Source organism: Rossellomorea aquimaris, from assembly GCF_003315075.1.
Lineage (GTDB): Bacteria > Bacillota > Bacilli > Bacillales > Bacillaceae_B > Rossellomorea > Rossellomorea aquimaris_C.
Map to the genome: position 1 here is coordinate 1 of NZ_QNRJ01000002.1, position 19,790 is coordinate 19,790.

At 38.9% G+C, this 19,790-nt stretch carries 19 protein-coding genes and 2 other annotated features; of the genes, 3 read left to right on the plus strand and 16 right to left on the minus strand.

Going from position 1 to position 19,790, the window contains the following annotated elements:
* Positions 1-294: 294 nt before the first annotated feature.
* Entirely contained in the window at positions 295-519 is a 225-nt protein-coding gene (locus DET59_RS02545) for a hypothetical protein (protein ID WP_113968052.1), read from the plus strand.
* A 61-nt stretch (positions 520-580) separates the two neighbouring features.
* Here the strand turns inward: DET59_RS02545 and DET59_RS02550 are convergent, their stop codons facing one another.
* From DET59_RS02550 to DET59_RS02575, 6 genes are all read right to left on the minus strand, one after another.
* A complete protein-coding gene (locus DET59_RS02550) occupies positions 581-1,000 on the minus strand; it encodes a GNAT family N-acetyltransferase (protein WP_113968053.1) in 420 nt (139 codons plus the stop codon).
* Between the two features lie 71 nt (positions 1,001-1,071).
* Complete coding sequence (gene pyrH / locus DET59_RS02555; protein WP_113968054.1) at positions 1,072-1,800, minus strand: UMP kinase; 729 nt, start codon at positions 1,798-1,800, stop codon at positions 1,072-1,074.
* 193 nt (positions 1,801-1,993) lie between these two features.
* On the minus strand, positions 1,994-3,217 hold the full coding sequence (gene thrS / locus DET59_RS02560; protein WP_113968055.1) for a threonine--tRNA ligase: 1,224 nt from the start codon (positions 3,215-3,217) through the stop codon (positions 1,994-1,996).
* Positions 3,218-3,268: 51 nt separating this feature from the next.
* Positions 3,269-3,492, minus strand: a binding site (T-box leader).
* Positions 3,493-3,526: 34 nt separating this feature from the next.
* Positions 3,527-3,748, minus strand: a binding site (T-box leader).
* 71 nt (positions 3,749-3,819) lie between these two features.
* On the minus strand, positions 3,820-4,641 hold the full coding sequence (locus tag DET59_RS02565; RefSeq protein WP_113968056.1) for an undecaprenyl-diphosphate phosphatase: 822 nt from the start codon (positions 4,639-4,641) through the stop codon (positions 3,820-3,822).
* Between the two features lie 45 nt (positions 4,642-4,686).
* Positions 4,687-4,998, minus strand: a complete 312-nt coding sequence (locus tag DET59_RS02570; protein WP_113968057.1) for a hypothetical protein — start codon at positions 4,996-4,998, stop codon at positions 4,687-4,689.
* Positions 4,999-5,183: 185 nt separating this feature from the next.
* Positions 5,184-6,086: a YitT family protein gene (locus DET59_RS02575; RefSeq protein ID WP_181778036.1), complete on the minus strand. Its 903-nt coding sequence runs from the start codon at positions 6,084-6,086 to the stop codon at positions 5,184-5,186.
* 399 nt (positions 6,087-6,485) lie between these two features.
* Here DET59_RS02575 and DET59_RS02580 point away from each other — a divergent pair, with 399 nt between their 5' ends.
* A complete protein-coding gene (locus tag DET59_RS02580; RefSeq protein WP_113968058.1) occupies positions 6,486-7,754 on the plus strand; it encodes an ATP-binding protein in 1,269 nt (422 codons plus the stop codon).
* A 569-nt stretch (positions 7,755-8,323) separates the two neighbouring features.
* Here the strand turns inward: DET59_RS02580 and DET59_RS02585 are convergent.
* The 9 genes from DET59_RS02585 to DET59_RS21510 form a co-directional block, all read right to left on the minus strand.
* The gene (locus DET59_RS02585; protein WP_113968059.1) at positions 8,324-10,183 is read right to left on the minus strand and encodes an LTA synthase family protein; all 1,860 of its coding nucleotides are present in this window, start codon (positions 10,181-10,183) and stop codon (positions 8,324-8,326) included.
* Entirely contained in the window at positions 10,180-11,790 is a 1,611-nt protein-coding gene (locus tag DET59_RS02590) for an aminotransferase class V-fold PLP-dependent enzyme (RefSeq protein ID WP_113968060.1), read from the minus strand. The genes DET59_RS02585 and DET59_RS02590 overlap by 4 nt, the downstream gene beginning before the upstream one ends.
* A gap of 35 nt (positions 11,791-11,825) precedes the next feature.
* Positions 11,826-12,377 (minus strand): glycerol-3-phosphate acyltransferase, encoded by a 552-nt coding sequence (locus tag DET59_RS02595; RefSeq protein WP_258549550.1) that lies wholly within the window; start codon positions 12,375-12,377, stop codon positions 11,826-11,828.
* 58 nt (positions 12,378-12,435) lie between these two features.
* Positions 12,436-13,158 (minus strand): YwaF family protein, encoded by a 723-nt coding sequence (locus DET59_RS02600; RefSeq protein ID WP_258549551.1) that lies wholly within the window; start codon positions 13,156-13,158, stop codon positions 12,436-12,438.
* Positions 13,159-13,469: 311 nt separating this feature from the next.
* The gene (locus tag DET59_RS02605) at positions 13,470-14,936 is read right to left on the minus strand and encodes a sensor domain-containing diguanylate cyclase (RefSeq protein ID WP_113968062.1); all 1,467 of its coding nucleotides are present in this window, start codon (positions 14,934-14,936) and stop codon (positions 13,470-13,472) included.
* Between the two features lie 124 nt (positions 14,937-15,060).
* A complete protein-coding gene (locus DET59_RS02610) occupies positions 15,061-15,858 on the minus strand; it encodes an alpha/beta fold hydrolase (RefSeq protein WP_113968063.1) in 798 nt (265 codons plus the stop codon).
* Positions 15,859-16,504: 646 nt separating this feature from the next.
* A complete protein-coding gene (locus tag DET59_RS02615; protein WP_113968064.1) occupies positions 16,505-17,497 on the minus strand; it encodes a DUF3231 family protein in 993 nt (330 codons plus the stop codon).
* 107 nt (positions 17,498-17,604) lie between these two features.
* A complete protein-coding gene (locus DET59_RS02620; RefSeq protein ID WP_181778037.1) occupies positions 17,605-17,901 on the minus strand; it encodes a TIGR04104 family putative zinc finger protein in 297 nt (98 codons plus the stop codon).
* 168 nt (positions 17,902-18,069) lie between these two features.
* The gene (locus tag DET59_RS21510) at positions 18,070-18,246 is read right to left on the minus strand and encodes a hypothetical protein (RefSeq protein WP_181778038.1); all 177 of its coding nucleotides are present in this window, start codon (positions 18,244-18,246) and stop codon (positions 18,070-18,072) included.
* Between the two features lie 177 nt (positions 18,247-18,423).
* On the opposite strand from DET59_RS21510, the gene DET59_RS02625 reads away from it, so the two are divergent.
* Entirely contained in the window at positions 18,424-19,200 is a 777-nt protein-coding gene (locus tag DET59_RS02625; protein WP_113968066.1) for an MBL fold metallo-hydrolase, read from the plus strand.
* A gap of 40 nt (positions 19,201-19,240) precedes the next feature.
* Here DET59_RS02625 and DET59_RS02630 read toward each other — a convergent pair whose 3' ends face one another.
* On the minus strand, positions 19,241-19,735 hold the full coding sequence (locus DET59_RS02630; protein ID WP_258549552.1) for a YitT family protein: 495 nt from the start codon (positions 19,733-19,735) through the stop codon (positions 19,241-19,243).
* Positions 19,736-19,790 lie beyond the last annotated feature (55 nt).

Below are 19,790 nucleotides of genomic sequence, written 5' to 3' on the forward strand. Positions count from 1 at the left end.
CCCGTTCGGCTAAGCTGAGGAGGCTCGGCCGAACGCTAGCTGCAAGCGGAGCAGTTCCCCTCACCATCCAGCATAAACCTGGTTGACAGAGCCCTGGCAGACTCTTTGCTAGAAAACAATCTTTGCGAAAAGAGCCTTTTTAAAAAATGTTGAAACTCTTTCATTTTTTATTCGTATATTCTACTATGAAGATTCTATCTTAACATTATCACACTATATACTAATCCATCTCATGTTTTGTTATAATTTAACTATTAAGTAAGGAATACGATTAGGAGAAAAAGGAGGATTGTCATGACTGGAACCATCGCTGTTATCATGATTTTTTCGATACCCATCCTCGGAATCATAACAGACCATTTCCAAAAACAATCCAAGCTGAAGCAAAAAATGATAGAAGACCAACTCGAACTGGAAAAACTGAAGCACGAAAACTTTGTGATTGAAACCCAGAAAATGAGACTCGAATTAGAACAAATGAAACTTCAGGACCTTAAGGAAAAAACGCAAGTATTATAAATAAAGCGCCAGGGAATTCCCTGGCGCTTTATTTATGGGTATCTCTCTTGTTATTTCCCCCCTATTCTAAATACTCTTCCGTCAAACATGAGTTCAAATATCTTGCCATGCCCGTTTTCAATTTCTTCATGCCATGTTTTCTATAAAACTCTTCATTACCGGTTGTCGAGATTAAGTGAACGCAGGAAACATCTTTTAACTGCTCTAATAGGTCACTCAAGATGAGACTGCCGATTCCATTTTTTTGATACCCTAAGTGAACGACCACATCATAAATTGCGGCATTGAACACTCCATCCGTTAAAGCTCTTCCAACTCCAATGACCCTACCATCACTAATAGCCAAAGTTACAATATCACTTCTTTGAAAAACCTTGGTGATTACTTCATTGGAGTGCTTCAACCATCCTGCTGACTGGTACACTTCACATATCTCATCCAGCTTATTCGAATCAAATTTGTGATGAATCTTGATCTCCATTATTATTCACCTTTCCTATTCCAACCAATCCGATCACTCATTTTCATAAAATCATAGTTATGTTCATCTTCTCAAAGTCTCGTTTCTTCATGATTTATCAGCGTTCCCTGCTTCTGACCAGAGCATATTTTCTCCATGATTCCTGCCTGGTCGAAGTTAAAAATGTGTACAGGGAGTTTATAATCTCTTGCTAACAGCAGAGCTGATTGATCCATGACTTTAATATTATTCGCTACAACGTCATCGTAATTTAAATTATGGTACATCTTAGCCTTTTTATCCCGTTTAGGGTCACTTGTGAAAACACCATCGACTCCCTGCTTTGCTACCAGGATAGCCTCACTATTCGTTTCAATGGCGCGCTGAACGCTGGGGTAATCCGTCGTTACGAAGGGTTGACCGTTTCCTCCACCGAATATAACAATGTATCCTTTGTCAAGATGGTGAACGGCACGAAGGCGAATATACGGTTCCGCAACCGTTGAAACAGGTATTGAAGTCATCACTCGAACTTCTTTGTCCGTCTTACTTTTCAGCACACCTCTAAGCATCAAACTGTTGATGATGGTACCTAAAGTTCCAATACTATCCGCTTCTACCCGCTCTATTCCCCATGTATCTGCCAAGCTGCCCCGAAATATATTGCCACCGCCCACAACTAAGGAGACTTCAATCCCCATATTGACGATCGACATGATTTCGCCTGCAATGTGATCAAGCTCTTCTGTACCAAAATTATTTCCTTCCTTATCCGCCAACGCTCCGCCACTTAATTTAATTAACACACGCTTGTACCTCATCTAGATTCCTCCCCTGGACATAAAAAAAAACTAAAAAGGTAATGAATACCCCTTTAGCTCTTTATATAGGAGAAGAAATGTCGAAATTCAACTGATGATGAATAAACATTCCTTCTCCCCCTCTCGCACAATTCAGAATTTTCCTTCTCTAAGTGTAAAGAAAATATAGGAAATGGTCAAGTGGATTTTTCAATTAGTTGGCCTTGAGACCCAAGCCATTTACCTCTTCTTGTAATTTCGACATCACCTCTTTTATCTTCAACATACCTATGTTTCCTTCCTTCCTCTTACGTAAAGAAACAGCATTACTCTCGATCTCCTTGTCTCCTATTACCATCATATAAGGAACTTTTTGCATCTCTGCTTCTCTGATTTTCAGACCGACTTTTTCTACACGATCATCGACTTCCACCCTAAAGCCTTCTCTTTCTAACTGAGACTTCACTTCTTGAGCATATTGGATATGCGCGTCGGAGATCGGAAGGATTTTGACCTGGTGGGGAGCTAACCAAAGTGGAAAGTCTCCTCCGAAATGTTCAATGATGATGGCCATAAAGCGTTCGATTGAACCGTAAATGGCTCTGTGAATCATAATCGGTCTGACTGCTCCGTTGTCTTCCCCAATGTATTCACACTCGAATTTTTCAGGCATTTGGAAATCGAGTTGAACCGTACCACATTGCCAGCTTCGACCAAGAACGTCCAATATATGAAAGTCTATTTTTGGCCCGTAGAAAGCACCGTCTCCTTTATTGATTTGATAATTGACTCCTCTCTCTTTCAACACACCTTCCAAATCTCCTTCAGCTTGATCCCATAATGCAACGGAGCCCATAAAATCTTCCGGACGAGTTGAAAGCTCGACCTTATAGTCAAACCCGAATTTACTATAGAAAAGATCGATAAGATCCAATACTTTATGAAGCTCCGACCGAATTTGATCTTCCCTAACAAATAGATGAGCATCATCCTGAGTGAAGGAACGGACTCTCAATAATCCACTTAATGAACCCGATAGCTCATGTCGATGAACCAATCCCAGTTCACCGTATCGGAGGGGTAACTCCCGATAACTTCTTCTCTTGCTTTTATAGATCAAGACTGCCCCTGGGCAACTCATTGGCTTGATCGCATATTTCTGATCATCTACCTCTGAGAAATACATATTCTCATGGTAATGATCCCAGTGCCCTGACTTTTCCCATAGCTCCTGCTTCATCATAATGGGAGTCCTAATCTCCTGGTATCCTGCTTTCCGATGTTCCTTTTTCCAAAAGTCTTCTAACTCATTCCGTAATAGCATCCCTTTCGGTAAATAAAAGGGCATCCCGGGTGCTTCTTCCATTGATACAAATAACTCCAGCTCCTGACCTAATTTCCTGTGATTTCTTTTATCTACTTCAGATTGAATTGACATTTTGTTTCCTCCTAATCATTTTTTTATATAAAAAAACCGCATTCATCCCTATCAAGGGACGAATGCGGTCGTGGTACCACCCTAATTCCGAAGTGCTAAACAAAAGCACTCCGCTCAAAGTTGATAACGGTTTTCCCGATTATGGATACTGACATTTCACCATAATAGCTCCAAGGTGGTAAATCATTTCCTTTTCTTCAGGGCTCTCAGCCATGTGACCCTGTTCTCTGGTAAGAAATACAGCAAATGATTCGTGTCCTCTTCAACACTTTTTTATTCAATTAATAAAAAGACCGCACCCATCCCTAACCAAGGGACGAATGCGGTCGTGGTTCCACCCTAATTCAGAAGTGTAAAATATTACTCTTCGCTCAAAGTTGATAACGGTTTTCCCGATTATGGATACTGACATTTCACCATAATAGCTCCGAGGTGGTAAATCATTGTTTTCTCTTCAGGGCTCTCAGCCGGTGACCCTGCTCTCTGATCAAGAAGAAACGGAATGAATCATGTCCTCATCTTTGCTTTCGTATAGTATATTCAATTCAGAATAAATTTGTTATTGAAATTATATGGTAGTATTTTCTAACTGTCAAGAATGATTAAATAAAAACAAGAAGAATTATCGCGACAAGGACAAGACGATAAATCGCAAAAGGGATTAGCTTGATTTTATTGATCACTTTAAGGAAAAAGTGTATCGATAGATAAGCGAATAGAAATGCACTTAAGAACCCAACCGATAAAAACGGTAAAAACTCAGGGGTAAAGTACATCCAGTTCTTCATGAGAGAAAGGGAACTTGCTCCCAACATGATCGGAACCGCCATAATGAAAGTGAAATCCGATGCTGCCCGGTAGCTCAACCCTAGTAAAACTCCTCCAGAAATGGTGGATCCTGACCTCGAAAACCCCGGCCATAATGATAAGCATTGAATAAGCCCTATCACCAGCGCTTTTTTATGTGTTATCTGATCGACGTTCTCCACTGTGACAACCTTGGGACGAAACAAATCCGCTGCAATCATGAGGAAAGCACCGATCGTTAATCCAGCCAGAACTGTATTAAGCGAAAATAGATGCTCATCGATATAATCTTCAAATAACAAGCCCAGGATCACTGCAGGAATTAATCCAGCCAGTATATGTGTTAATTTTAGATTGGATGATGTATTTGCGGGACGATGATTAAATCCGAGTAAATCTTTAAATCTCTCTCTAAATACAATGACAACTGCCAAAATTGAGCCTAGTTGAATCACAACTTTAAACGTATTTGCCGGATATTTACCCAATACTTCTTTCGATTGGATCCATAAATCGTCTACTACAATCATATGACCAGTGGAAGATACAGGAGCAAACTCCGTTAACCCTTCGACCATACCCAATATGAATGCTTTTATTAACATGATGATGTCCATTTATCATTTCTCCTCTATCGTTTAATCATACTGTGAGTCTGTCAGTCATGAAAGATAGTTGGAGTGGTATTTCACAATGACACCAAACCCGTTTGAATCCCCACGATAATCGGAATATAGCTGGACTTTGGAAAGAGTGGGAGAGGTTAGAGGCAGAATTCTATTAAAAGGAATTCTGCTTTTATCTTCTATTTTCTTCGTCACTAAAGAAGGAGTTAATGAGAAAGAATCATCTTCAAGATAGGCCATCTGCGCTTGATCCTGAATGACTTCTTCTCCACTATGAGCCTGAATATCGTCGATCTGCTGAAAAATCCCAAAACAGCAAAATAGCACAAGCAATATGCTTTTCTTCACTCTCTTCCCCCCTTCTCGTGATAATCTAGCTTATCATACTATAACCGACAGGGGACGACAATAAGGAATCGTAGCTACTGCACATAACACTTTCAATGTATCATTAGCCTAAAAGATCATTTTCAAGGTCAAATCAATAAAAAATACAGTATAGGGCTTTCCTATACTGTACTTCTCTCTTACAACTAATGAATGTCTTTCTTCTTAAACCTCCCGCCCCTTACCTCTGCTATATCCGCAATGGCTAGAAAAGCGGAGGGATCATGTTCTGCAACGATATCTTTAAGTTTCGCCTCCTCCAGACGAGTGATGACACAGAATATGACTTTTTTGTCGTCTCCTGAAAAGGCCCCTTCTCCTTTCAAATAGGTCACTCCTCTCCCAAGTCGGTGTAAGAGGGCATCACCAATCTCCTTGTAATTTTCACTTATGATCCAAACCGATTTGGATTCATCCAGTCCTTTAATCGTAATATCAATCATTTTAAATGCTACATAATAGGCCAGAAGTGAATACATGGCCCTATCCCAGCTAAACACAAATCCGGCGGAAGCCAAAATGAATAGATTGACGAACATGATTATTTCACCGACAGAAAAGGGCAGCTTTTTACTTGATAAAATAGCAAGGATTTCCGTACCATCCAAAGATCCACCGTAACGAATGACCATACCCACTCCTATTCCGAGAACGATCCCGCCGAATAAAGAAGCCAGCAGAATATCTTGTGTGAAGGCAGCTACCGGATGAAGAAATGTCGTTGAAATCGATAATATGATAATTCCATATAGTGTTGAGAATGCGAAGGTTTTTCCGATTTGTTTATATCCGATGAAGAAAAAGGGGATGTTGAGAATAAAGATGAAAAGACCAAGCTTAACGCCTGTAATATGGGAGAGCATAATCGAGACGCCAACGATCCCACCATCAATGACCTGGTTCGGGACCAGGAATATTTCAAGCCCAACCGCCATGATCATTGCCCCGATGGTAATGAGGAAAGCTCTCTTCACTACTTCTTTAAGGGGAATCTTCTTATGCTTTATTTTCACTTGCTGCAATGGATCTATTACCTGTCCTTCAATCATCTTCGTTCCTCCTCCTAAGATTAACATCCCGCGACAACTACTGAACTCATCTCATTGGAACCAAAATGATCTATGTAACATCCACCAAAGCCCACAAAAACCGGCTTGTATAACTTATATATTCTATCATCACCTTCAAAATACCTGCTAAAAGTGAGGGACGGACCTCTAATAGAGCACCATCCGCCTTTCATTGGAACAACGAATATCTTGTTTTAATCCTATTATTCAAGTTATCCAGACATTTTCTATTAATAACTTCAAGGTCCGTCCCTCATCTAATTGTAAGATTTGACTCAAAGGGGAAAATGAAGTATTTTTATTACTTGTATATTCATATTTTGGATAGGCTGGAACTGTTTTCTGTTTCCAGGTAAATTAGGTTTTGGAGGCTTTTCTTTGATTACATTAATCAAAACTTTGTTAGTCAATATTACAATTTTGTTTTCATTTACGTATAATGCTAACGTATTATTTCCATTTAAAGAAAAACAAGTTCCACATTACAAACATAAAATCACTTATGGTCTTATCGCATCTTTTGGGGCTTTATTGTGTATGCTCTATCCGATTGAAACCCTTGGGGAGACTCATTTCGACTTACGCATGATCGCGATTTTAATTGCAACGATCTACGCCGGATTATTATCAGGATCTATCGTTCTAGGATGCGTGATCATCTTCCGACATTTAATAGGAGGTCCATATGTAATGGTCGGAATAGCGGTCTCTGTGCTGGCATTTGTAATAGGCATTCTCTTTCGTAAGATGTTATTAAAGACACAATATAAATTACTGGGAAGTACAATCATTTTCCTGATTCATTCATTGTTTTACATCATGATTATCTACAACTATATTCCTATTCTTCATTTGCCGTTTTATTTCACTTATTTCACTGTTTTCTATTTTACATTTGTGGCTCTTGTGTTCATTATTGAACATTTGATCCGAACGAACAAACAGATTGAAGAAATGGTGTATCTCGATAAATTGAATATGGTGGGACAGATGGCGGCTTCAATTGCCCATGAGATTCGCAATCCCCTTGCAACCGTTAGAGGATTCATACAGCATCTAAGCGAGGATACTGAGGATGAACAGTTTAAAAGGTACTCCCCACTTATTCTGAATGAATTAGATCGGACGAATAAAATCATCACAGACTACCTTAGCGTAGCAAGACCAAGTGAATTTCAGTTGTCTACACTCAACCTCGTAAGAGTGCTTCAAGACTGTGTCGACTTACTAAGACCATTCGCCTCCTATTCGAGTACATCGATACTATTCCACCAAAATGGCACCCATTATATTAAGGGTGATGAGCATCATATGAAGCAAGCGATTATGAACGTCATAAAGAACGGAATTGAATCAATTGAGGAACGTGGGGAAATCACCATCCTTATAAAAGAAGACTCTACCAGGGACAACGTGGTCATCAATATTTCAGACACGGGAAAAGGGATGACTGGGGATGAGTTGAAAAAGATCGGATTACCCTTTTACACCACGAAAACAAAGGGCACCGGCCTTGGAAGCATGGTAACGAATAAAATCATTCGTGAAATGGGTGGAATGATTGAATACGAAAGTGAGTTGAATAAGGGTACTATCGTGAAAATTCGACTACCCCTCACAACCAAACAATCATCATCAAAAGCTTAGGAGATTTTATCCTGGGCTTTTTTCTTTGAATAATCCCATCGCTGTTAATCTATGATACACTTACTTTATCAATATTTTCCAGAGCTCTATAACCTGGAAGGAGGCTAAATACGAAGAGCAAAAGATCGACAATTCTATTTTTAATAGGTCTAATCATAACACTATGTACCATAACCATTCTCAATAAGCCCACAGAAAAAGATTTTACCCTTTGGCTGCAAGAGGAATATAATATTGACTGCAATGAAGACTGCTCTATCATTGAAATGGATAGTGGCGAGGGGAACATTACAGAGAGGATTAAGCTTGCAAATGGAAATGGAGCCTATACTTCTGGACTATTTACATTACGAATAAATAGACACTACATAAGCCTAAATGACCCAAACCGCATATTTAGCGTAGGAGTGATTGGCTTCAATGGAAGATTCTACGAAATAAATTGAGAAATAGGTCTTTTAGGAAATAGGGAATGAATAAGGAAAGACTAAAGTTTACATAATAATATTATTGATAATTATATACACAACACTAAACCCGACTCTCCTACAGAGCCGGGTTTTCTTCGTCTAATCCAAAAACCTCAGCAAATCTCCATAAATAATATCATCAGACATGCCTAATTCTTTTCTTACGGTTTCTTTAAACGGCTCACATAATGATTCAGAAGTTGATGCTTCACTGCTCTTATCATAGCAAACATTGTCTTTAAAGACGTACTTTTCAGTTACAAAGTCACCATCCCTGAAAATGACAGGATGGTCTTCTTTTCGAGTGAACAGATTATGTCCAAATGAAAGATTATCCTTCGTTTTAATACCCAATAAATGGAGAATGGTCGGACGAATATCGATTTCTCCCCCTATCGATTTGATCGTTTTTCCATCTTCACCAGGCACATGGATAATGAGTGGAACTTGTTGAAGTTTCACATGATTCACCGGAGTGTCTTCCTGTCCTAAAAGCTCGAAAACTCCATTTTCATATTTTTCTGAGATGCCATAATGGTCTCCATACAGTACAAAAATCGTATTTTCATACATTCCATTTTTCTTAAGCCTTTCAAACAATGATTTAATCGCTTCATCCTCATAACGTACGGTTGTTACGTAACGGTTCACAACATCCTCTTTTGTTGAAGCCTCTGGAATAAGCTTATCCTCTTCTTCTAATAAAAATGGAAAGTGATTGGTCAGCGTAATGAAACGTGTGTAAAACGGTTGAGGTAATTTCTCAAGATAAGAAATGGATTGTTCGAAGAACGGGATATCCTTTAATCCGTAGTTAACAGAGTTTTCTTCCGTAACATTGAAGTCTCTCTTCGAAAAATAGCGATCGTAGCCTAACGATTCGTACATTATTTCACGATTCCAAAAAGTACGATCATTGCCATGGAAAACTGCCGCATAATAATCTTCTTTCTTCTTCAAAATATGGGGCATGCTTTTATAATGGTTATCCGGTTTGCGCACAAAGGCTGAACCGCTTGCCAGTGGATATAACCCTGTATCGATCATGAATTCAGAATCTGAGGTTTTCCCTTGAGCTGTCTGATCATAAATTTGATTAAAATAAAAACTATCCTTGATTAAAGAATTTAAAAAAGGTGTGATTTCTTCTCCGCCGACTTTTTGGTTGATGACAAAATTTTGGGTGGATTCCATACTGATCAATACAACATTTTTCCCATCGGCAACACCGAACAAGTCTGATTTGTTATGTTTCTTGGATTGGGTATATTTAATGGACGCTTCCGTGTCTGATTTACTGGCAAGCATCTTGGTGAAAGGTACCGTAGATTCGACCCCGATATCATATAGGTGATAATTATATGGACCCACTGATTTGACCATTTGCTCTCTGTCATATGACTCAGCAAATAAATAGGGAGATTTCACCAGCCCTAATCCTACTGTAACGAGCAGTAACACCAGACTCAACCCGATATATGAAAGCTTCCACCTCCTTGAAACCTTAATGGAAGAGGTAGCCGTCCACTTTCTCTTTAATAACCACCAGACAAGAAGGAAATCTACGATTAAGAGGAGATCCCAGGGACTCATTAGTTCAAAGGTACTCGGTCCAATCCCCCCTACATTTTTAAACTGAAATAAAATCGGAACGGTAACAAAATCAGAGTAAAATCGAAAATATAATAGATCACCGTATAAAAGCCCGGTTGTAATCCCCATAACAAGGACGACAACAGCAGGTTTTATCTTCTTAGAGAAGTAAAAACTGAATCCAATTAATAGCATTAATGAACCAAGAGGATTGAATATGATGAGTAATAAGTCCAAGAAGGATTCGATACGCAAATTAAATCCAATAAAAGAAACTAACACGGTCTTTAACCATAAGGTTACGAGTGCAAATCCAATCAATTTGTATGTCTTAAAGCGAGATATAAAACGGGATATTTTACTCATTTCAGAACCCTTGAATCGACATTGCTTTGATATTCACTGTTGAGTATTTTCATTGCTTCCAAAACCTTTCGTTCGTTTTGTCTTCCCATAAGTGCTACCTGCACCCAATTTCTCTTTACTAAATAATCACTTTCGTAACTTAATAAAATACCTTTATCTTTACAAACATCGCCAAACTGTCTACTACACTGTTCCCTCTCCAGTTCCATTGTAATCACTCCTGGAGAATAGTTTTCATTCCCTAGTATATGAAATCCTCCTTGAGTTAACAGACACCTTACTCTCAGAGCTATTTTTTCATGAGCTTCATATTCAATAAAATGCAGTGCCTCCTTTAGCGCCATTACCAGATTAGATGAGTGGGTATACGGGATGCTTCCATTGACCTCGTACATTCCCATATCCAGGTACCTTGGAATTGATGGACTGGGATGTATTATTTCTCGATGAAATACAATGGCGAGGCCGGGATAAGAGCCTAGTCCCTTCCCACTGACCGTTGTGGCAAAGTACACTTCCTTAAAGTCCACTGGAATGGTCCCAACCGAACTACAGGCATCGACGCATAGCTCCACCCCATACCTTTTACACAGAGAAAGTAGCCCGTTCAGGTCATACAAGTAACCTGTCGACGTTTCACAATGAACCGTCCAAAGCCATTTTATGTTTTCATTTTCCTGAAGTAAGCATTCCACTTCGCCTAATGAAATTGCTTCATTCCAATCTTTTTCTAGCCTGTGATAATGTAAATCAAACCTGTTTGCATGATCAAACAACCGGTACCCAAATTCTCCGTTTGCTAGAATCAGGCCGCTACCTGACAGACATTTCAGCTGAGCTGCAACCATGTCATTAGATAGGGTGCCCGTTCCCACTGCAACTTCTGCATAGTTTGCGTTTGTCATCTCGCATAATGATCTTCTTACTTCTCCCATTTCATGAATAAACGAGCTGCTTCTATGAGAAACGGCATCTCCTTTGAAAGCTTTTTCTACCTTCTCATGACGTGGAACCGGTCCTGGAAGGAATGAAAGGGGAACTGAACTTTCTGTTTTGCGAATCATTAATCGCTGAAAGGCTTTCGTCGAATTTTCGAAGCTCTCACGGGTTAAATACATTGGCAGAAATTGGGCCCCTTCCTCCCCCACGAGATCGGCAAATGGCTGAAAACCGATTCGTTTATATAACTTTAGCTGACGAACCGTTCCTGAAATGAGAGCCAACGTATATCCTTTCTCCAAACAATAAGATACTAAACGCTCACATAATTGATAAAAAACCCTCGTACTTCTATATGCTTCTTTTACAGATAATAAGCGAATTTCACAAGGGACGGCACCAGCCGGTAAATATTCATTAAGATTTTTCAGTTTTAAATCCAAAGAGAAGGGACGCTTGGCACGAACCGCAATCATGCCAACGACTTCACCTTCATCTTTAGCAATAACATATGTATTTTCATCGTGAAACTTATCAATCAGTTTGCGTTCTGTATTTCCTTCGTGCTGAGGTATTTCTTCTACAAAGGTCTGATAATTCAATGTATAGATTTGTTGAAACTCATATGATTCACTTGCAATTTTATATTGAAGAGAAAGGTTTTCCATTCTCGTACCTCCTATGTATCCGCAGATTGCTTCAGCTATCGTTTATGGACCAGCAGTACCATCACAAAAAGTGACAATAATCCGATAAAAATGGTGAATGAACCCTCAGTCACATATGCCGTAATCGGAATGGTTGCCATTGAAAGAAAACCGGCCATGGTGTATTTTCTCAAAATCAGATATGAGATTCCCATAGTGATGGCGAAAATCCCAATGGTAAGGGGATTAAGAAATAATGCAGATGCTAAATAAGCAACTACTCCCTTTCCACCATGTAGTCCAAGCTGGATTGGAAAGAGATGTCCGATCATGACAAATATTGAACTGAGAACGTAGTAACTCTCACCTTCAGCAAGTTGTGCCGTGATCATTAATGCAAGAATCACTTTAGCGGCATCTATCAGCAGCGTCAGAAGAAAACCTTTTTTCCCTATAGCTCGACCTGCATTCGTTGCTCCGACATTCCCGCTTCCCAGTTTACGAATATCTTCACCGGTAAACATTCTCACTATATAATAAGCACCTGTTATACTTCCCAGACCGTAAGAAACCAAAATGATACTACTTATGATTATACTATTACTCATCATTCCTGCACCTGACTTTTCTTATATGTTAATAGACGGATGGAGACCCAGGAAAGTTTCATGTATTTACATTTCCTCCACTTTTCCTATTTTTAAAGAGATAAAATGGTAAATAAAGAAGGCTGAATAATATAACGGCGACACCTTCAAGAGCCAGGAGGTAGTAAGGATACTCACCTAAATAGTCTATGGGACTTGCATTATACGGTTTATGAGAAAGAAACATATAATTTGCTCCTACCAATCTGTTCACCATGAACACGATGACAGCAATCAGATTTAAAGCAATGAATGCCCTCACCATAGACCGGAACGTCAATGTGAAGCCTTCGATCCATACCATGTACAAACAGGATATTACAATCGCCAAATGTGCTAAGAAAAATTGAAAATAACGAAAATGGGGGAAACCAAAAAACAACTCAGGCGTCACGATGGCAATAAAGGCACCTGTCATACTGGCAAAAAAACTGATTTCAAAGATCCTATAGTTTTTCGTAATAAGCATGATCGTGCACAGATACAATGAGATGGAACATAATTGAAACGGCAAATTAATCGCTACATCCCATTGATCATTGAGAAGGTACCAAACTTGAAATAATGCTTCACTCAAAACCAGCAGCACCACGAGAAGCCATTTCAACACACCCTTACCACTGCCGCTTAGTCGATCTCTAAACACATACAAACCGATCATACACCCAAACGAAACTATCACGGCTACCACATGGGATACCGAAAACAACTCAAAAGGATACTCCTCATACCTAAAATTCATAAACTCCTTCACCAAACCACAACTCCCCTTCGAACACCCATCTATACTATATTCTCTTAATGGTTCATCAATTCCTTTAAGGGACGGACCTCACTCTTCCACCATACTCAGCTAAAACAAGCTTTTCGTCACAATCTTATACACTTAAGGGACGGACCTCCTCAAAGATACCTACCAATCATGGCCCTTAACTCAACCTAAACATTCCTTCCCTCCCTATTCCCTTTCTCTAAATCCTTAACCACAGAACAAAAAAATCCCTGTTAAGAATCCATCAGATTCCTTAACAGGGATTTCTCCACTCTATAACTCTATTCCATTGTAATTCGATTTCCGCCACTTCGCTTTGAATCATACATATACCGGTCTGCACGCTGAATCGTAGACTTAAAGTCCTCCACTTCATTACCAGAGGAGACACTCACGCCAATGCTCACTCCCACTATCAGTTCGTTTGCGCCATCAACTACAACAGGTACCGAAAAAGCCCCTAATACTGTTTCAGCCAACATTTTAACCGTATTTGCTTCTTCATTTTTTATTAGAAGCACAAATTCATCTCCTGAAATCCGGTAGCATGCAACAGGGTATTCTTGTTTCAATGAGGTTAAACGTTTACCTACCTCCTTTAACACATAATCACCAACTGAGTGACCATAGGTGTCATTGATCCCTTTAAAGTGATCGATATCCAGGAACAACAATGCGTAGTCCATCATCTTTGTGTATAAGTCTTTTAGGTCCTCATTTAACGCTTTTCTATTTTTTAATTGAGTAAGCTCGTCGGTTCTTAGTAGCTTCTGAATTTCAAGATGTGATTCCATCCGGATATACTCTGTGTTCATCCACTCGCTACCCAAATTCAGTAAATCTTCGTTCAGTTTTAAGTGTTGGTGAAGCAAAGAATCTTCTTCACATGAATCATCAACAAAGTAGAAACATCCTTTTGATACCCCATTATCCACTATTGGCAGAAGATGAACTTGAGTGTCATTAATCTCAAGGGTCCCTTTACGACTGGAAAACGTTAAATAGGTATGAATTTCCCTTTGAAGTTCCTGATTCAAATACGATGAAACGTCTTCTTCACCGTCTATAGTAAGAAACTGATTTTTCTTCCTATAGTACATGCCTAGTAAACGGGTTTTTAATAGACGCGAAAAGGTATCAAGCAATTGTTGCTGCTTCTCTTCTAATGATTGAGTTGAAGTGAAAATGGAATACAACTTCTTTAAATAGGTTTCCCGACTTTCTTTTAACGTCATTTCTTCTTGAAGCTCTATTTCGGTTGTTACCCACTTCCCGAAGCTTCTAAGGAGATCCAATTCTTCACAAGAAAAAGTTCTTGGAGCGTGTCCGACGATGCAGAGTGTCCCAATCACATGTCCTGATTTCACTTTTAACCCGACGCCCGCATAGAATCGTATTCCATACTTTTCTCCATAATGGTAGGTTGGTGATTCAACATCCTTTAAAGTGTCCTCGACTACAAAATAATCTTTATCCACAATTACATACTGACATAATGACTCGCGTACCGGCGATCGACTTACCGTATCCGTTTCACCTGCTAACCCTAACCCCACAGAAGATTTAAACAACTGTTCTTTATCCGTCAATAGATTGATCTGGCACACATCAACCTGGAATACTTCTTTCACGAGCCGGGTTATGCGGTCGTAGCGTTCTTCCCTCCCACACTGATAAATGTTCATGCACGTAAGCTCGTTCACACGTTCAACATTATCTAAATAGCTATCATCCAAAGAATCTCCCATTTTTCCACTTCCTTTCCTGTAGGATTGATTAATGTAAACCTTTAATATCGTAATCGAGTCTGTGAATATCCTGGATTCACAAAAAAAGCTCCCATCTCGATAAGGAAATGGGAAACATCTTTTTTTATTGAACCTTTCGTAATGGCACGCCCTGGTTCTTATAAATAAAATCAAGTGCAAGTCGATTAAATTCCCTTGGCTTCTCTACATTACACACATGTCCGCAATCTTCAATGAACACTTTCGTAGCTGAGGGGTCTCCATTTGTATCCTGATCAAGAGACTTTACGAATAGGTGATCTTCCTTCCCGGATATATAAAGCTTGGGAATATGAGAAGCCCTTTCTTGTACAGAAGTGTATGTTGATTTCACATAAGGGGTAAGGCGATACCACCCGAGAAAATCATTACGGTTCATTTTCTTCGCTTCACGGATGAATAACTTTCTTGAAGCTTTGTGATTGCTTTTAGGCATCATAATATAGGCAAAAATTTTATATAACCACATAAATGGAATCATATTTTTTACTGTATCACCCATTTTAAGAAGTGTATTGGATAGTAAATTAAACCTGGTAATACACCCTCCTAAAACTGCACTTTTCACGCGATCTGGAGCAGCTTGAAGCAAAGCGTGTATGAGAACCGAGCCGAGTGAAATGCCGATAAAATGAGCCCGGTCCACTTTAAGATGATCAAGTACCTTAAGAACTTCACGTATATTTAAATCAATGGTGAATTCTTCATTATATGATTCTATATTTGGGGACTTTCCATGCCCGGGCAAATGAATCGTTATTACATTATAAGATTTCTTGAATATATCAAGCTGCTTGCCGAAAATTCTTGAGTTTCCCCCGATTCCATGGAGAAACACCACATACTCTTTGCCGACTCCTTGATGAACGTTGTATTCTAGCATCAATTCTCTCCTTAAAACAGCACAACCTACCAAAAGAATGAAATGAATCAGGCCAATTATTCGAGAATCGTTTTACTTCTATTAACGAGCATTAATATGAAAATCGATTTTCAAAACAATTGCATGATGCACTCTATGCTCTTGAAGCCTTACCTTAATTATCTTTTATTCTATACTATCTGAAGTCGCTTTGTCATATAATAGCTGAAGAAATTCCGAACATTTTGTGATGAATGGAAGACTGCCTTCCAATTCTAGAAATCCCTTACATATTTCACCTAACTGTCATCAAAATCTCTGCTCTGTAACAAGAGCATATACCCCCTACACGATCATTTGACATATTATCTCTCACTTTCCATTGGGATTATCCTTAGCACACGTTTTACTTATGAACAACTTCACTCTCAAGAAAATATAAGATCCAAACCTAAATAGAAGGTTTGGATCCATCTGCTTTCATATGTCTTACTACCGCACTATATAAAATGCCGAGATCACACTGGAGAACTTATACTGTACTGCATTTTTAACCCGATTTTTTATTAAATCAACCTTCAGCAGCGCAAACATTCCAATTAAAAAAATAAAAAGAATCTTCGAAACCATATCAACATACCTCCCATTCATATTGATTTCATTCCTTCTAGTCCTCACGACTCTTCTGCTGTGGTGGCTGCTCCAACCATCCACGTTCAACTAACAGCTTAAGGCCATCTGCACCATACTTCATGATTTCTGTCACAAAAAGTGTATAATGAACGGCTAAATCCTTCCTTGTAGACATCGTGATGGCGTGACAAAGTGTTGACAGCCCCACTGAGTTTGAAGAAGAGATAAAAAAAAGCATCAATTTCTCTGAAAATGGGGCCACATTTGAATCTTTTACCTCCATGGATACCGGATAAGTGGGAAATGAATCATCTTTTACCAGGACATTATTAAAAGTGGTAATCTGCTTTTCACTTAATTTTTTTCCTTTTTTAAGATAATTCTTCACTTCTATATCTTTAGAAACTTGTATAAATCCTTTCAATAGAATGATTCCAATGCAATTTCTCTCAATTACAAAGAATAATTCACTCAATTCCAATGCATTAAGTGGCCTTGTTTCACCTAACCAGCTTTCCAACAAAGTTGGCTGCTCTGACATGTATTCTATAGAATGGGGATAATTCATTTTTGGTGGACGATCATAAATACCTTTTTCCAACATTAATTGCAATGATTGTTTATAGAGTGATAATGATTTCGTCAGCGCCTTTTCAAAAAGGTCATATACATCTTTACGGGCAACGGCCCCCACTATAGTGGTGTAATGACCGCTCGTGACCTGACCTCCGCGGTAAACAAAACTAAGCGCAAACAAATCAGTATATAAGGGTGGTGCGGTTGTATCTATGTCCCTGTCAGTGAAGCCCTTCGGTACAGGAAATCCTTCAGACATATAGAGAGACTTAATCTTACTCATTATCTCTACGTTTGTCTGAAGACTTTCTTCGATGATGAATTTGATTCCTTCGTCTTTAAGGTATGTAAGGAAATGTGTGTAAAAGCAATTTAGCGCCGAGCGCTTAATATAAGTCGTCCACAAAGCGGAGATTTCTGCGGTAGTCAATCTTATGTCTTTGTCCTCCATCTTTCGACTCCTTTTCTTTTTCTCTTAGTGTTTTCCTAATCTTGTAAATTACTCTGGATAATTTATGGTAAATGAAAAGAGCTGCCTGTGATCGGCAGCTCTCTTTCTTATCTGTTCTTATATTCATATTTCACAAACAACGGAAGAAATAGTGAAATAACCATAGCCAATAATACAATTACACCAAACGTGAGCGGCTTTGATAAACCCTGTTCGGGTGCAATCAATAATCCGAATACAACCGCTGGAACAATGATGAGAAAAGAAACAATAAATTTCGAGGTGAAATTAATCGTATGTTTCTTACCACATTCACTGCATACAATAGGTTTATAAGACCTCCAAATGGAGAATAATAACTCTTTCCATTGAAACTGATTCTTACATACATTACACTTCTGCAAAGCATTTCCCCCTATGTAATTATCTACTCTTTTCTCTAGTTTACCATTATAAGTCTGTCAGGAGTAGATGTTACTGAGGTCCGTCCCTCGTATTTATCACCAATATTTCCAGTGCATTTTTGTGAATATCTTCACATATCTACCCAAATTTTAAATTCAACACCAATATTACTTTTTTTCACATGATACATTCCATGACAGGATTCCTTCTTCCACCTCTGCTACACTGCCATGGTTCTCACAAGACTCAATCGTTTTTTTCAAACTCATTTTATCGAGCAGTATGATGGTGATCACCATCATGATGGTTAGGATTAAGAGCAAAGACTTCCGTTTCCCTTGCATACATTAAAAACCCCTTTAAAAGCGTTCGATACACTAATTATAGTAAATTATACCATGTTCAACCAATTAGTTACCTTGGTTAAGGATATTCCTCCTCAAAAAAATGAATTCATGCAGGAGTTTTCAACTTTCATTCGAACTAAGTACTATAACACTAAATCATAAGGGGTAACTAAATTGATACAATCATTTAAACTAAACGTTCAAACGATGGGTCAGAAAATGCCGGTTTATATTTTTCGAGTCGACGATGTCCTTATTGATACAGGACCTTACAGTATGAAAAACGAAGTTCGGAAAATTGTTAAAGAGCTTCCTATTCAACGAGTGATTCATACTCATCATCATGAGGATCACACGGGTAACAGTTCATTGATTGAAAGATTTTACTCCATTCCTCAATGGATTCATCCGTTGGGGGTACAAAAGTGCTCTCACAGCACTAAACTGCCCTTTTACAGAGCTATGTTCTGGCATAACCGCCAGGCATTTCACCCGTTGCCCCTTAAAGAAGACGTATTTAAAACGGCCGAGCATTCGTTTCAAATTGTTCATACACCGGGACACGCTGATGATCACATCGTTCTCATAGATGAAGAAAAGGGTATTTGCTTTTCAGGGGATTTATACTTATTCCATTCTCCTACTTCTAATTTTTCATTTGAATCTGTACCTGAGCTCATTCGATCAATTGACAGAACCCTCCAGTATTCCTTTCAAGAAGTGTATTGTTCACATCAAGGATACTTGAAGCAAGGAAGAAAGCTTTTAGAGAAGAAACTAGCCTATCTTCAGAACCTTCAAGAAAACGTCATGAAAGCACACCTGGAGGGAAAAACGGCTAAAGAAATTCGAAAGCACCTGCTTCCCAAAAACAAACTTTTTCAATATATTTCACTTTTCGAAAACTCACCAGAACATACAGTCAAATCCATCATCAAAGAAATATCGTAAACAGAAGGTCCGTCCCTCTAAATTGGGACGGACCTTCTGTTTACTGATTTCCGAGGCGGTTGAGGCTTCGTTTGTATTCCAGTTGACAAATGATATCCAGGATTCTTGTTCCTATGAATTGGCAGACTAAGGCAAAAAGAATGATTTTTAAATCTACTACAATTCCTGTTAGTAGTAACACACTGCCATTAATGACAAATAAAGTCTTCCCTGGGGTGTACCCTTTTAGCTTTGAAATAATAAGTGCTAAAATGTCCATCCCACCGGAGGATGCTCCCATTCTGAACAGGATCCCTATCCCGATTCCGAAAAGGATGCTGCCAATCAATAAATCCACGAAAACAATTGAGACCGTCCCGATTAGATAAGAATTTAAGAAATTAACTACAAACGACGTGACTGTCACACAATACATGGTCCAAAGTGCATTCTCTTTTCCTAACCATTTAACCGCAGCTAGTAAAAGAGCAGCATTCAACACCCATAGCGTAATGGCAAATGGGACATGCAACAAATAGTTTAATAGCACACTCACACTTGCAGCCCCACCTGAAGGGATAAAATGTGGAAATAAAAAAAAGCCATGGCCA